Below are 14,733 nucleotides of genomic sequence, written 5' to 3' on the forward strand. Positions count from 1 at the left end.
GAGGTGGAAGAATGAACCGTCAATCCACTAAAAAAGCTTTGCTCATACCATTTATTATAATGGTACTGACTGCTATTGCATTAGTCGTCGTTTGGTTTATATTTAACCAAATCGTGGCAGGTATAGCTGCAGGTATACTACTAGTAATGATTATTGCTAGTGTGTTCTTGTTAAGACAAGCTTTTATGAAAATGGACAGTTATGTGGATGGTTTAAGTGGTCATATTACAACAAGTAGTAATAAGGCGATTAAACACTTACCGATAGGGATGATTGTGTTAGACGAGAATGATCATATTGAATGGGTCAACCATTTTATGTCTGAACATTTAACAACTAATGTCATTTCAGAATCGGTAAACGAAATATTTCCCAATATCTTAAAGCAATTGGAGAAAGTTCAAGAAGTAGAAATTGAACATGAAAATTATCATTATAGAGTACGTTATTCAAGCAATGAACATTGCTTATACTTCTTCGATATTACAGATGAAGTACAAACGAACCAACTATATGAAGATTCAAAACCCATTATTGCAACATTATTCTTAGATAACTACGATGAAATTACGCAAAACATGAACGATACACAGCGATCTGAAATTAACTCAATGGTTACGCGTGTGATTAGTCGTTGGGCATCAGAATATAATATTTATTTCAAACGTTATAATTCAGACCAATTCGTAGCCTATTTAAATCAAAAGATTTTAGCCGAAATCGAAGACTCAAATTTCAACATTTTGAGTCAATTACGTGAGAAAAGTGTTGGTTATCGAGCACAATTGACATTAAGTATTGGTGTCGGTGAAGGTACTGAAAATCTTATCGACTTAGGTGAATTATCACAATCAGGTCTAGACTTAGCGCTAGGTCGTGGTGGTGACCAAGTCGCAATTAAAAACATGAACGGTAACGTACGCTTTTACGGTGGTAAGACTGACCCGATGGAAAAACGTACACGTGTAAGAGCGCGTGTTATCTCACACGCATTAAAAGATATCTTAACTGAAGGCGATAAAGTCATCGTGATGGGACATAAACGACCTGACTTAGATGCCATTGGTGCAGCCATTGGTGTGTCTAGATTCGCATTAATGAATAATCTAGAAGCATATGTTGTCTTAAATGAATCTGATATCGATCCAACATTGCGTCGTGTCATGGATGAAATTGATAAGAAACCAGAACTTAAAGAACGATTTATTACATCAGACGATGCTTGGGACATGATGACATCGAAAACAACGGTTGTTGTCGTAGATACGCATAAACCTGAAATGGTTCTAGATGAAAATGTCTTAAATAAAGCAAATCGTAAGGTAGTGATTGACCACCATAGACGTGGTGAAAGCTTTATCTCCAATCCACTACTGGTTTATATGGAACCTTATGCAAGTTCAACAGCCGAACTTGTCACAGAGTTGCTAGAATATCAACCAACAGAACAACGTTTAACACGTCTTGAATCTACTGTTATGTATGCAGGTATTATTGTTGATACAAGAAACTTCACATTACGTACGGGTTCAAGAACATTCGATGCAGCAAGTTATTTACGAGCACATGGGGCAGATACTATTCTTACACAACACTTCTTAAAAGATGATGTGGATACGTACATTAATCGTTCTGAATTAATTAGAACAGTCGAAGTACAAGATAACGGTGTTGCGATTGCACATGGCTCGGACGATAAAATTTATCATCCTGTTACAGTTGCACAAGCAGCCGATGAGTTGTTAAGTTTAGAAGGTATAGAAGCTTCATATGTCGTTGCCAAACGTGAAGATAATTTAGTCGGTATCTCAGCCCGTTCATTAGGCTCAGTTAATGTTCAATTAACTATGGAAGCCCTTGGTGGCGGTGGTCACTTGACGAATGCAGCGACACAATTAAAAGGTGTCTCAGTCGAAGACGCCATTGTACAATTACAACAAGCAATAACAGAACAAATGAGTAGGAGTGAAGACGCATGAAAGTAATTTTCACACAAGATGTTAAAGGTAAAGGTAAAAAAGGTGAAGTTAAAGACGTACCAGTAGGTTATGCAAATAACTTCTTATTAAAAAATAATTATGCCGTAGAAGCCACACCTGGTAACTTAAAACAATTAGAACAACAAAATAAACGTGCTGAAGCAGACAGACAACAAGAAATTGATGACGCTAAAGCATTAAAAGAAAAATTAGCTAACATCGAAGTTGAAGTATCTGCTAAAACAGGTGAAGGCGGTAAATTATTTGGTTCAGTAAGTACGAAACAAATTGCCCAAGCCCTTAAAGATCAACATGATATTAAACTAGATAAACGTAAAATGGATTTACCACAAGGTATCCACACATTAGGTTATACAAATGTACCTGTTAAATTAGATAAAGAAGTTGAAGGTACAATTCGTGTGCATACAGTAGAACAATAAAGATGGATTGAAAATAGAGGTGTAATCAATAATGGATAGTATGTACGAGCAAAATCAAATGCCACATAGCAATGAAGCCGAACAATCTGTCTTAGGTGCCATTATTATTGATCCGGAATTAATTAATACAACTCAGGAAGTGTTACTTCCTGAGTCATTTTATAGAGGCGCCCATCAACATATTTTCCGTGCGATGATGCACTTAAATGAAGATAATAAAGAAATTGATGTAGTGACGTTAATGGATCAATTAACGACTGAAGGAAGCTTGAGTGAAGCGGGTGGCCCGCAATATCTTGCAGAATTATCTACCAATGTCCCTACAACAAGAAACGTTCAATATTATACTGATATCGTATTTAAACATGCGCTTAAACGTAAGTTGATTCAGACTGCAGATAGTATCGCCAATGACGGATACAATGATGAGTTAGAATTAGATACGATTTTGAGCGATGCAGAACGACGCATTTTAGAACTATCATCTACACGTGAGAGCGATGGTTTTAAAGATATTCGAGATGTATTAGGACAAGTGTATGAAACTGCTGAGGAGCTCGATCAAAATAGTGGTCAAACACCGGGTATTCCAACAGGTTATAGAGATTTAGACCAAATGACAGCTGGTTTTAACCGAAACGACCTAATCATTTTAGCTGCACGACCATCTGTTGGTAAGACTGCCTTCGCACTTAATATTGCCCAAAAGGTAGCAACACATGAAGATTTATATACAGTAGGTATCTTCTCTCTTGAGATGGGGGCAGACCAATTAGCAACACGTATGATATGTAGTTCGGGTAACGTTGACTCAAACCGATTAAGAACCGGTACAATGACCGAAGAAGATTGGAACCGATTTACGATTGCAGTTGGTAAATTATCTCGAACAAAAATATTTATTGATGATACGCCAGGTATTCGAATCAATGATTTACGTTCTAAATGTCGTCGACTTAAACAAGAGCACGGTTTAGATATGATTGTGATTGACTATCTGCAATTGATTCAAGGTAGTGGTTCACGCTTCTCAGATAACCGTCAACAAGAAGTATCTGAAATTTCACGAACGCTAAAAGCTATTGCACGTGAGCTAGAATGTCCTGTTATCGCACTGAGTCAGTTATCTCGTGGTGTTGAACAGCGACAAGATAAACGTCCGATGATGAGTGACATTCGTGAATCAGGATCTATCGAGCAAGATGCTGATATTGTTGCTTTCTTATATCGTGATGATTATTATAATCGTGGCGAAGATGAGGATGACGATGATGATTCAAGCTTTGAGCCACAAACTAATGATGATAATGGTGAAATTGAAATTATCATCGCTAAGCAACGTAACGGCCCAACAGGTACCGTGAAATTACACTTTATGAAACAATATAACAAATTTACTGATATAGATTATGCTCATGCAGAAATGTCATAAAATATTTTAAATATAAATTCCGTACAATAAATGACTTTGTAGTTTTATTGTACGGTTTTTGTTTTGTATAAAGGTATTTAAAAATCACTAAGTATGTGTCTTGGATTTCTGATTAAATACGTTAAACGCCGTCATTATAGCTTTTGTGTGCATTTTAACTTTCATTATAAAGAAAAATAGATGAATTTGATTGTACGAAATCAATGTTCGATTTTTATTTGCATTATAGTATCTATATTGGTAAAATACTTCATGGTTAAATGAGAAAAATTTGGAGGTGCTCTTATGTCATCAATCGTAGTAGTTGGGACACAATGGGGAGACGAAGGTAAAGGTAAAATTACAGATTTCTTAGCAGAACAAGCAGACGTGATTGCACGTTTTTCAGGTGGTAATAATGCAGGACATACCATCCAATTTGGTGGAGAAACATATAAATTACATTTAGTACCATCAGGTATCTTCTATAAAGACAAATTAGCAGTTATTGGTAATGGTGTGGTAGTTGATCCAGTTGCATTACTTAAAGAATTAGACGGTTTAAATGAACGTGGTATTTCAACAGATAACTTACGTATTTCTAACCGTGCTCAAGTGATTTTACCTTATCATATTGCACAAGACGAGTATGAAGAGCGTCTTCGCGGTGATAATAAAATCGGTACAACTAAAAAAGGTATCGGCCCAGCATACGTAGATAAAGCACAACGAATTGGTATCCGTATGGGAGACTTAGTCGAAAAAGAAACATTCGAAAGACTATTAAAACAAAATATTGAACATAAAAATGCATATTTCAAAGGTATGTTTAATGAAACATGCCCAAGCTTCGATGATATGTTTGAAAAATATTATGCTGCAGGTCAACGTTTAAGAGAATTTGTTACAGATACACCTAAAATCTTAGACGACGCAATTGTTGCAGATGAAAAAGTACTATTCGAAGGTGCCCAAGGTGTTATGTTAGACATCGACCACGGTACATATCCATTCGTTACTTCAAGTAATCCAGTAGCAGGTAACGTTACTGTAGGTACGGGTGTAGGTCCAACATACGTATCTAAAGTAATTGGTGTATGTAAAGCTTATACATCACGTGTTGGTGATGGTCCATTCCCTACAGAATTATTTGATGAAGATGGTCATCACATTAGAGAAGTTGGTCGTGAATACGGTACAACAACTGGTCGTCCACGTCGTGTAGGTTGGTTCGACTCAGTAGTATTACGTCATTCACGCCGTGTAAGTGGTATTACAGACTTATCAATCAACTCAATTGATGTGTTAACTGGCTTAGATACAGTTAAAATCTGTACAGCATATGAATTAGATGGTAAAGAAATTACTGAATATCCAGCTAACCTAGATCAATTACAACGTTGTAAACCAATCTTCGAAGAGTTACCAGGTTGGACGGAAGATATTACAGGTTGTCGTACTTTAGAAGAACTTCCTGAAAATGCACGCAAATATTTAGAACGTATTTCTGAATTATGTGGCGTACGCATTTCAATCTTCTCAGTAGGTCCAGATCGTGAACAAACAAATTTATTAGAAAAATTATGGTAATTAATACCGATAAGCCGTTAAATGATATAACAATTATTTAACGGCTTTTTTTATATTTAATATGATGATAAAAATGCTTGAATATACTACAAAATAACTAATCAATTGTTCTTTATTATTACTGTCTCAGGCCTAATTAAAAATAATGTTAAAATTATGTAAAAAATATCTTGTCATTCAAATATTGGCTGTGCTATAATCTATCTTGTGCTTAAGAACGGCTCCTTGGTCAAGCGGTTAAGACACCGCCCTTTCACGGCGGTAACACGGGTTCGAGTCCCGTAGGAGTCACCATTTTTAGGTCTCGTAGTGTAGCGGTTAACACGCCTGCCTGTCACGCAGGAGATCGCGGGTTCAATTCCCGTCGAGACCGTATTGCCTACCCAAGAGGGTAGGCATTTTTTTATGTCCTTTTATGATCAATGAAAGCAATGCCACTTTATTTAATAATTATTCCTCATTTTACAAGTCGATGACATTTGGCAATCGAAACTTAACATTTCCTCAATTATCGTTAGAAATAAATGGAAAAACATTGAATTAATCGGTTTTATACTAAATTTTAATATTACAAAATTATGAAGTTAATATCTTTTGAATTCTCAGCTTACTGAAAGCATTCAACTTATTTTGTGATATAGAATTTTGGTGGTAAACTTATATATAATATTATTCTATAATTTTTTATACAAAAATAGAATTAACCGTTCATAAATGGTAAATTAGATAGTAGTAACTGTGTTGAAAAAGCACATGCGTTTGAGCCTCGTGAAAGGTCTCAAGCGATACGAATTAAGAAAAGACGAACGGTAGAATTATACTTTGAGAAATGAGGTTTATATATATGGCTAGAAAAGTTGTGGTAGTCGACGATGAAAAACCAATTGCTGATATTTTAGAATTTAATCTTAAAAAAGAAGGATACGATGTATTCTGCGCGTACGATGGTAACGACGCTGTAGATTTAATATATGAAGAGGAACCAGACATCGTATTATTAGACATTATGTTACCTGGTAGAGATGGCATGGAAGTATGTCGTGAAGTACGTAAAAAATTCGAAATGCCTATCATCATGTTAACTGCGAAAGATTCTGAAATTGATAAAGTTTTAGGATTAGAATTAGGTGCAGATGACTATGTGACGAAACCATTTAGTACACGCGAATTAATTGCACGTGTAAAAGCAAACTTACGTCGTCATTATTCTCAACCAGCGCAAGAAGTCAATGACGCAACAAATGAAATTTCTATTAAAGATATCGTCATTTATCCAGATGCGTATTCAATTAAAAAACGTGGTGATGACATCGAGTTAACACACCGTGAATTTGAGTTGTTCCATTATCTTTCTAAACATATGGGCCAAGTAATGACTCGTGAACATTTATTACAAACTGTGTGGGGTTATGATTACTTTGGAGATGTACGTACAGTAGACGTAACGATTCGTCGTTTACGTGAAAAAATTGAAGACGATCCATCACACCCAGAATATATTGTGACACGTAGAGGCGTTGGATACTTCCTCCAACAACATGATTAGAGGTTTAGTTGAATGAAGTGGCTAAAACAACTCCAATCCCTTCACACGAAACTGGTCATTGTCTATGTCTTACTGATCATTATTGGTATGCAAATTATTGGTCTATATTTTACTAATAGTTTGGAAAAGGAATTACTCGATAATTTTAAAAAGAACATTACACAATATGCAAAACAATTAGATGTAAGCATTGAAAAAGTATATAACGAAAAAGGTTCGGTCAACGCTCAAAAGGACATACAAAATCTTTTGAGCGAGTATGCCAACCGTCAAGAAATTGGTGAAATCCGCTTTATAGACAAAGACCAAATTATTATGGCAACAACCAAGCAGTCTAACCGCGATTTAATCAATCAAAAAGCCAACGATAGCTCTGTTCAAAAGGCATTATCACTTGGTCAAAGTAACAACCATATGGTGTTAAAAGACTATGGTAATGGTAAGGAACGGGTTTGGGTTTATAACATACCAGTTAAAGTTGATAAACAAACGATAGGTAATATTTACATAGAATCTAAAATCAATGATGTATACAATCAACTTAACAATATCAACCAAATCTTTATCGTAGGTACCGCTATTTCATTATTTATTACTGTGATACTCGGGTTCTTCATTGCGCGAACCATTACCAAACCTATTACCGACATGCGTAACCAGACGGTCGAGATGTCTAAAGGTAACTATACGCAACGTGTTAAGATTTATGGTAATGACGAAATCGGTGAACTCGCACTTGCATTCAATAATTTATCCAAGAGGGTACAAGAAGCACAAGCGAATACTGAAAGTGAAAAACGTCGTTTAGACTCTGTTATCACACATATGAGTGATGGTATTTTAGCGACAGATAGACGTGGACGTGTCCGTATTGCTAACGATATGGCACTTAAAATGCTAGGCATGGCTAAAGAAGACCTTATCGGTTATTACATGCTAAGTGTATTGAATTTAGAAGAAGAATTTTCATTAGATGAAATTCAAGAAAATAATGACAGCTTCTTATTAGATATTAATGAAGAAGAAGGCATCATTGCGCGTGTAAACTTCAGTACGATTGTTCAAGAAACAGGGTTTGTGACAGGTTACATTGCCGTATTACATGATGTAACAGAACAACAACAAGTAGAACGTGAACGTCGTGAATTCGTAGCTAACGTATCACACGAATTACGTACACCATTAACTTCTATGAACAGTTATATTGAGGCACTTGAAGAAGGTGCTTGGAAAGATGATAACTTAGCACCACAATTCTTATCCGTAACACGTGAAGAAACAGAACGTATGATTCGACTTGTTAACGACTTACTTCAATTATCTAAAATGGATAATGAATCAGATCAAATTACCAAAGAAATCGTCGACTTTAACATGTTTATTAATAAGATTATTAACCGACATGAAATGGCTGCTAAAGATACAACATTTGTTCGTGAAATTCCACAACAAACGATATTTGCTGAAATAGACCCTGATAAGATGACGCAAGTATTTGATAACGTCATTACTAATGCAATGAAATATTCTCGTGGTGATAAACGCGTCGAGTTCCACGTGAAACAAAATGCACTTTACAATAGAATGACAATTCGTATTAAAGATAATGGTATCGGTATCCCTATTAATAAAGTAGATAAAATCTTCGATAGATTCTACCGTGTCGATAAAGCACGTACACGTAAAATGGGCGGTACAGGTCTTGGACTAGCCATCTCAAAAGAAATTGTTGAGGCACATAATGGTCGTATTTGGGCCAATAGTGTGGAAGGCCAAGGTACATCTATCTTCATAACACTACCATGCGAAATCATTGAAGACGGTGATTGGGATGAATAGTAAAGAACACATCAAAACGATTATCCTCATCTTACTCGTACTAATGAGTATCGTCTTAACCTATATGGTTTGGAATTTCTCGCCCGACTTATCTAATGCAGATAATACGCCGGAGAACAAGAGGGACAACACTAAACCCATTAGTAAACCAGGAACGGCTAAAATGGATGGTACCATCACACCGTTTCAAATTATTCATTCTAATGGTGAGAAAACAGAAGGTATGCCCGCAACAGGACATGCTATTTCAAAAATAATTAGTCCTTTAAAAGATAAAGATATTGTTTCAGTACAACATTTAAAACGAAATCACAATTTAATTATTCCAGAACTTAGTGATAATTTTATCGTTCTTGATTTTACGTATGATCTACCGTTATCAACATATTTAAGCCAAGTTTTAGATATTGATGCTAAGACACCGCGTCATTTTAACTTTAATCGACTACTAATAGATCAAGACCACGAAGGACACGTCGTATTATATGCAATTAGTAAAGATAGACATCAAGTCGTTAAAATGAAGACATCCGTTAAAGGACAAGACGTCAATCAATCATTAACTAGTCTGAAATCAGATATGGAGAAATATACTGAAATCATTACTAATAAAGAAACGATTGATAAAGCCACACACATTTTTGCACCTAAAAAGCCAAAAGATATTAAGACATATCGTATGGTATTCAATATTATTAACGTTGAAAAAATGAATTCCGTATTATTTAATGATTCAACGATTGTGCGTAGTGCACAAAGTGGTGTGACAACTTACAACAATAATACAGGTGTAGCCAATTACAATGATAAGAGTGAGAAATACCATTATAGAAACTTATCAGAAGATGAGAAGAGTTCAACTAACATGGAAGATACTATTGGTGGTACATTCGAATTCCTCAATGGTCATGGAGGCTTCTTAGGCGAAGACTACCGTCTGTTTAGCACAGATAATATGAGTGGTGAATTAACATATCAACGCTTCTTAAATGGTTATCCTACGTTTAACAAACAAGATTTAAATGAGATTCAAGTCACTTGGGGTGAAAAAGGCGTCTTTGATTATCGACGATCATTACTAAGAACGGATGTTATCTTGAATAGTGGCGATAAAAAGTCACTTGAAAGTGCAGAATCTGTTCGTTCAGGACTTGCGAACAATAGTAATATCGACTTCGAGCGTGTGACTAACATCGCGGTAGGTTATGATATGGATGATCGACCTAACAACGATGATATCGAAGTGCAACGTAATAGTGAGTTTACACCTCGTTGGTATGTCGAATATGACGGTAAGTGGTATGCGTATAAAGATGGGGGGCTAGAATAAATGAACTGGAAATTGACCAAGACCTTATTCATTTTCGTATTTATTCTTGTGAATATCTTCCTCGTCGTGATTTATATTGATAAAGTAAATAAATCACAAATTAACGAAGCGGAAAGTGATAATCGCGTAAACTTCCAACAAGAAGAAATTAAAGTCCCTGACGACGTCTTGAACAAAGATGTGAAAGATACGCATATGCAACAAATCACAGCAGAATCTAAAGATTTCTCAAGTTATGCCAAAGAACGTTCAAGCTTGAGTGTATCAGATTCAGGGAAGTTACTTGATGGCGATATCGGTAGTACTGTTAATGTCAGTGATAAAAATCTTAAAGATATTAAGAATTACATGAAAGACAATGTCTATAAAGGTAAATATTATCAATTAAGTAAACTTGGATCAGAGGCAATGACTTTTGAGCAAACCTATCAAGGTTATCCAATCATGAATAACAGTAAAGCACGTCTTAGCTTTAACATAGATAATGGTAAAGCGACGAGCTACAAACAGACAATGATGGATAACATTGAAGCGGCAAAAGGTTCAAACAGTAGTAAAAGCCAAGTGATAGGCCCTAGGAAGGCTATAGAAGCTTTATATTATAATCGTTACCTCAAGCGACATGATGAAGTGATAGACGCACGCCTAGGCTACTATTCAGTAGTTAAAGAAACAAACGTGCAATTACTACAACCTAACTGGGAAATCAAAGTCAAACACAACGGCAAAGATAGCACACAAACCTATTACGTCGAAGCCACAAGCACTAATCCAAAAGTAATAGATAAGTAGGGAGCAAGACTGAATATTAAACTGTCGACAACGTTTTTAACATTGTCGGCAGTTTTTTATGTATATTTTTAAGTTATGAATAAGATTGTGCTTTTTTGAAATATTAAATAGTGAAGATAAAAAATAAAATTATCATTATGCGAGTAGTTTAAAGAACGGAGTATTGGCAGATTAATATAAGAATTGGTATAGTATAATATAAGGTATTTTAAGAACGGGAGGGAGTGGGACAGAAATAACATTTTATTAAAATTGATTTCGTTGTCTCACTCCGGCAAGATTGACTAGAATTGAAAAACTTGATTCAAGTGGAAATCAATTTAGTCAACTAATGCCAATACAAAATGATAGCCTGAAACATTTGTTTATGTCTCCGGCTCAAAAAGTTAATTACTAACTAAAAGAATAATAGAAAAATGATACGGAAGGCACTCTTACGTCACTAAGAGGGATGAGTGCTTCAATTAGAAAGGATGAGCCGCTTGATACGCATGAGTGTATTAGCAAGTGGTAGTACTGGTAATGCCACATTTGTTGAAAATGAAAAAGGAAGTATCCTTGTTGATGTAGGCCTAACGGGTAAGAAGATGGAAGAACTCTTTGGCCAAATCGACCGAAATATTAAAGATTTAAACGGTATATTAGTGACTCATGAGCACATTGATCATATTAAAGGTCTAGGAGTCTTAGCACGTAAATATAACTTGCCTATATATGCGAATGAAAAGACATGGCAAGCAATTGAGAAGAAAGATAGCCGTATACCAATGGATCAGAAATTTATTTTTAATCCGTATGAAACGCAATCAATTGCTGGGTTTGATATTGAGTCATTTAACGTCTCTCATGATGCGATAGATCCACAATTTTATATTTTCCATAATGATCATAAGAAATTTACGATTTTAACTGATACAGGTTATGTTTCAGATAGAATGAAAGGTATGATTCGTGGTAGTGATGCCTTTATCTTTGAGAGTAATCATGATGTGGATATGTTACGTATGTGTCGTTACCCTTGGAAGACGAAACAACGTATTTTAGGAGATATGGGACATGTATCTAATGAAGATGCAGGTTTAGCAATGACTGATGTGATTACCGGTAATACCAAACGTATATATCTATCACATTTATCTCAAGATAATAATATGAAAGATTTAGCGCGTATGAGTGTAGGACAAGTGTTAAACCAACATGATATAGATACTGAAAAAGAAGTATTGTTATGTGATACGGATAAAGCACAAGCGACACCTATTTATACTTTATAATGAAATTTTAGACGGGAGTGAGACGGAAAGTCTCGCTCTTTTTTAATGCTATTTCTGTGGAAAAGTGGTAGAAGTAAGTCTTAAAAGTCATATTTATAGGGGATAACTTGATAAAAATAATTAAGACTATCGGGAAGTTATCCACTGAATTGTTCATAGTTATCCAGAGTTGTGTACAATACACACAGAAATACCCACATTGTACACATACTTATCCACAAAATAACAGGTTATTCCACAATTTTTGTGCATAAATCATAAAAATTTATAAAAAATGTGAGGATAAACTGATACAATAAGAGGGAATAGTGTGAACAAGTTGATAACTTGTGGATAACTCTAACAAGTATATCTCGGAGGATATTATGAAAATTACAATTCTGTCAGTTGGAAAACTTAAAGAAAAATACTGGAAACAAGCAATCGCTGAATATGAAAAGCGATTAGGTGCATACACTAAAATTGAAATAATAGAAGTGCCAGATGAAAAAGCACCAGAAAATATGAGTGATAAAGAAATTGAACAAGTTAAAGAAAAAGAAGGCCAACGTCTATTAGCTAAAATCAAACCACAAGCAACTGTGATTACTTTAGAAATTGAAGGTAAAATGTTGTCATCAGAAGGCCTTGCTAAAGAACTAAACCAACGCATGACACAAGGCCAAAGCGACTTTGTATTTGTGATAGGCGGATCTAACGGCCTACATCAAGACGTCTTACAACGCAGCAACTACGCCCTATCATTCAGCAAAATGACCTTCCCACACCAAATGATGCGCGTAGTGTTAATAGAACAAGTGTATCGAGCATTTAAGATAATGAGAGGCGAAGCATATCATAAGTGATGCAAAAATACTAAATATTATGAGAAAGTACTAGAAATATTACGAATATTGGATGTAGATGAGTTAAAATAGATTATGGCGTAATATTACTATTAGGAGATGAGAATATGATTACAATTGAGTCAAATGTTAATAAGCAAATCGCTAAAAATCTTTCTCTTGATGGTATGGATGTAACAAAGGAACAACAAAAACAAATTCTTGATGTGATTAATAATAAGAAGAAAGTTACGAATGAAGTGATTCGTAAAATTGCGTATAAATAATGAAATATAAAACCACTTTTCAAGATGAATATCTTATAAATTCGAACTTGCTTGGTGTTGAAACAATGAATGAATTAAAGCAGCTTTTGTTTCAGAGAATGTTGATGAAATAAAGATAAAAGAATTCTTTGATTATATAGAAAGCAACCATATTGCTGTTAAACCTAAGAAAGTATTCAAACTAAGCACACAGTTATTTAGAAGGTACACACAGCTTCGGTAAAGTTATTGTTTCAAACGAATTTGAGTAAGAATGAGCTAAAAAAGAATACTTAAATACAAAGCAGGCGACTATAGTAAAATTAAATTATATTTTATAATAAATAAAATTTATTTTTATGTTAAATGAAATGATTATAAATAAGAGGTGTGATTTTTATGAAAACAATCTTTATTTCGTATGCATGGGATGAAAAAGAAGATGAGAAAGTTATTAAGTTAGCAGAGATGTTAGAGGAATATATATAATTGAATGTGATTTTTGATAAATGGAATTTAAATAAAGGTCAAGAACTACCACTATTTATGGAAAAAGGAATAAAACAGTCAGATTTTGTACTAATTATTTGTAGTAAGCGTTATAAAGCAAATACAGATACAAGAATTGGTGGAAGCGGATACGAAGCAATGTTGATGTCAGATGAAATTTTAAAAAATACTGATAGAGATAGATTTATTCCAATATTATTAAATGAAAAAGATAAAGATAACATACCGAATTTTTTAAAGGGAAAACTTTGGACAGCTCTTTATTATAAACAAGATTCTAAAAATTATGATTTTGAAATTAAGAATTTACTGGCAACTATAGTAGGTCATAGCAAAAAAACAATTATAAAAAATAAAAGTGTTTACAATTATTTAGGTAAGGAAAGTATAAATTCAATACCAGAAAGTAGTGAGGAAGTAAGGATTTTAGGAATAAAGCAAGAAGAAGTAACAATACCTAGACTGGATGGTACTAGAGGATCAGCATTATACTGTATTCCATTTTTATTAAATAAAGCCCCTTCCAAAGAATGGAATGATATTTTTATAAATAAGTGGAACAGTCCGCGTTCATTCTCTACTATGCATAGACCAGGGATAGCAAAAGTTATAAATGATAAAATACTTTTAGATGGTACGACAATTGAAGAAGTAAAAGATTATCATCGTGATACTCTAATAATGTGTGTTGATGATACAAATCAAGAATATAAAGAATTAATAAAAATGAAATTAAAAAGGCAACAAATTGAAAATGAAAAAGTTAAAGAATTTGAACGTTCCTTAAATCAAAATGATATTAAATTTTAACTGTGTGACGGAAGTCATTCAAATTTGGATACGTATTTCATTATGAGTTCATTTATTCAGTTTCGATTTTTATATGTGTTTTCTTTTAAGTGATACGTTTTAAAAAGAAAAATCGATTA

Annotated in this window: 11 protein-coding genes, 2 tRNA genes and 1 pseudogene; all 14 read left to right on the plus strand. The window is 34.3% G+C overall.

The annotated features are described in order from the left end of the window. The first annotated feature begins 11 nt into the window (after window positions 1-11). The 14 genes and pseudogenes from LPC11_RS00075 (at window position 12) to LPC11_RS00140 (ending at window position 14,614) form a co-directional block, all read left to right on the plus strand. Window positions 12-1,979, plus strand: coding sequence for a DHH family phosphoesterase (locus LPC11_RS00075; RefSeq protein ID WP_023374448.1), 1,968 nt, complete (start codon window positions 12-14; stop codon window positions 1,977-1,979). Then, window positions 1,976-2,422 carry a 50S ribosomal protein L9 gene (gene rplI, locus LPC11_RS00080; protein WP_002466410.1) on the plus strand — a complete coding sequence of 149 codons (447 nt, stop codon included), beginning with the start codon at window positions 1,976-1,978 and terminating at the stop codon, window positions 2,420-2,422. Before LPC11_RS00075 ends, rplI begins: the two co-directional genes overlap by 4 nt. 31 nt (window positions 2,423-2,453) lie before the next feature. After that, entirely contained in the window at window positions 2,454-3,854 is a 1,401-nt protein-coding gene (gene dnaB, locus LPC11_RS00085) for a replicative DNA helicase (RefSeq protein ID WP_002451563.1), read from the plus strand. Between the two features lie 285 nt (window positions 3,855-4,139). Beyond that, a complete protein-coding gene (locus LPC11_RS00090) occupies window positions 4,140-5,423 on the plus strand; it encodes an adenylosuccinate synthase (protein WP_023374447.1) in 1,284 nt (427 codons plus the stop codon). Window positions 5,424-5,642: 219 nt separating this feature from the next. Next, window positions 5,643-5,717: transfer RNA gene (locus LPC11_RS00095), tRNA-Glu, on the plus strand. Between the two features lie 6 nt (window positions 5,718-5,723). Then, a tRNA-Asp gene (locus LPC11_RS00100) sits at window positions 5,724-5,796 on the plus strand. Between the two features lie 471 nt (window positions 5,797-6,267). Further along, a complete protein-coding gene (yycF, locus tag LPC11_RS00105) occupies window positions 6,268-6,969 on the plus strand; it encodes a response regulator YycF (RefSeq protein WP_002451565.1) in 702 nt (233 codons plus the stop codon). Window positions 6,970-6,981: 12 nt separating this feature from the next. Continuing rightward, window positions 6,982-8,808 (plus strand): cell wall metabolism sensor histidine kinase WalK, encoded by a 1,827-nt coding sequence (gene walK, locus LPC11_RS00110; RefSeq protein WP_002451566.1) that lies wholly within the window; start codon window positions 6,982-6,984, stop codon window positions 8,806-8,808. Continuing rightward, complete coding sequence (gene yycH, locus LPC11_RS00115; protein ID WP_041613800.1) at window positions 8,801-10,138, plus strand: two-component system activity regulator YycH; 1,338 nt, start codon at window positions 8,801-8,803, stop codon at window positions 10,136-10,138. Before walK ends, yycH begins: the two co-directional genes overlap by 8 nt. Next, window positions 10,139-10,930, plus strand: coding sequence for a two-component system regulatory protein YycI (locus tag LPC11_RS00120; RefSeq protein WP_023374445.1), 792 nt, complete (start codon window positions 10,139-10,141; stop codon window positions 10,928-10,930). A gap of 473 nt (window positions 10,931-11,403) precedes the next feature. Then, the gene (locus LPC11_RS00125; protein ID WP_015364556.1) at window positions 11,404-12,204 is read left to right on the plus strand and encodes an MBL fold metallo-hydrolase; all 801 of its coding nucleotides are present in this window, start codon (window positions 11,404-11,406) and stop codon (window positions 12,202-12,204) included. Window positions 12,205-12,569: 365 nt separating this feature from the next. Continuing rightward, a complete protein-coding gene (gene rlmH / locus LPC11_RS00130) occupies window positions 12,570-13,049 on the plus strand; it encodes a 23S rRNA (pseudouridine(1915)-N(3))-methyltransferase RlmH (protein ID WP_002466394.1) in 480 nt (159 codons plus the stop codon). Window positions 13,050-13,156: 107 nt separating this feature from the next. Next, on the plus strand, window positions 13,157-13,315 hold the full coding sequence (locus LPC11_RS00135; RefSeq protein WP_167321431.1) for a hypothetical protein: 159 nt from the start codon (window positions 13,157-13,159) through the stop codon (window positions 13,313-13,315). 378 nt (window positions 13,316-13,693) lie between these two features. Further along, window positions 13,694-14,614, plus strand: a pseudogene (locus LPC11_RS00140) (SEFIR domain-containing protein). The last annotated feature ends 119 nt before the right edge of the window (window positions 14,615-14,733 follow it).

It is taken from the genome of Staphylococcus sp. HL28 (assembly GCF_021117155.1).
GTDB classification, from domain to species: domain Bacteria; phylum Bacillota; class Bacilli; order Staphylococcales; family Staphylococcaceae; genus Staphylococcus; species Staphylococcus warneri.

Bases quoted from the DNA above. Each gene is read 5' to 3' on its own strand.
- walK (WP_002451566.1), top strand. From the start codon at position 6,982: ATGAAGTGGCTAAAACAACTCCAATCCCTTCACACGAAACTGGTCATT.
- dnaB (WP_002451563.1), top strand. From the start codon at position 2,454: ATGGATAGTATGTACGAGCAAAATCAAATGCCACATAGCAATGAAGCC.
- LPC11_RS00120 (WP_023374445.1), top strand. From the start codon at position 10,139: ATGAACTGGAAATTGACCAAGACCTTATTCATTTTCGTATTTATTCTT.
- LPC11_RS00135 (WP_167321431.1), top strand. From the start codon at position 13,157: ATGATTACAATTGAGTCAAATGTTAATAAGCAAATCGCTAAAAATCTT.
- yycH (WP_041613800.1), top strand. From the start codon at position 8,801: ATGAATAGTAAAGAACACATCAAAACGATTATCCTCATCTTACTCGTA.
- LPC11_RS00125 (WP_015364556.1), top strand. From the start codon at position 11,404: ATGAGCCGCTTGATACGCATGAGTGTATTAGCAAGTGGTAGTACTGGT.
- rlmH (WP_002466394.1), top strand. From the start codon at position 12,570: ATGAAAATTACAATTCTGTCAGTTGGAAAACTTAAAGAAAAATACTGG.
- yycF (WP_002451565.1), top strand. From the start codon at position 6,268: ATGGCTAGAAAAGTTGTGGTAGTCGACGATGAAAAACCAATTGCTGAT.
- LPC11_RS00090 (WP_023374447.1), top strand. From the start codon at position 4,140: ATGTCATCAATCGTAGTAGTTGGGACACAATGGGGAGACGAAGGTAAA.
- LPC11_RS00075 (WP_023374448.1), top strand. From the start codon at position 12: ATGAACCGTCAATCCACTAAAAAAGCTTTGCTCATACCATTTATTATA.
- rplI (WP_002466410.1), top strand. From the start codon at position 1,976: ATGAAAGTAATTTTCACACAAGATGTTAAAGGTAAAGGTAAAAAAGGT.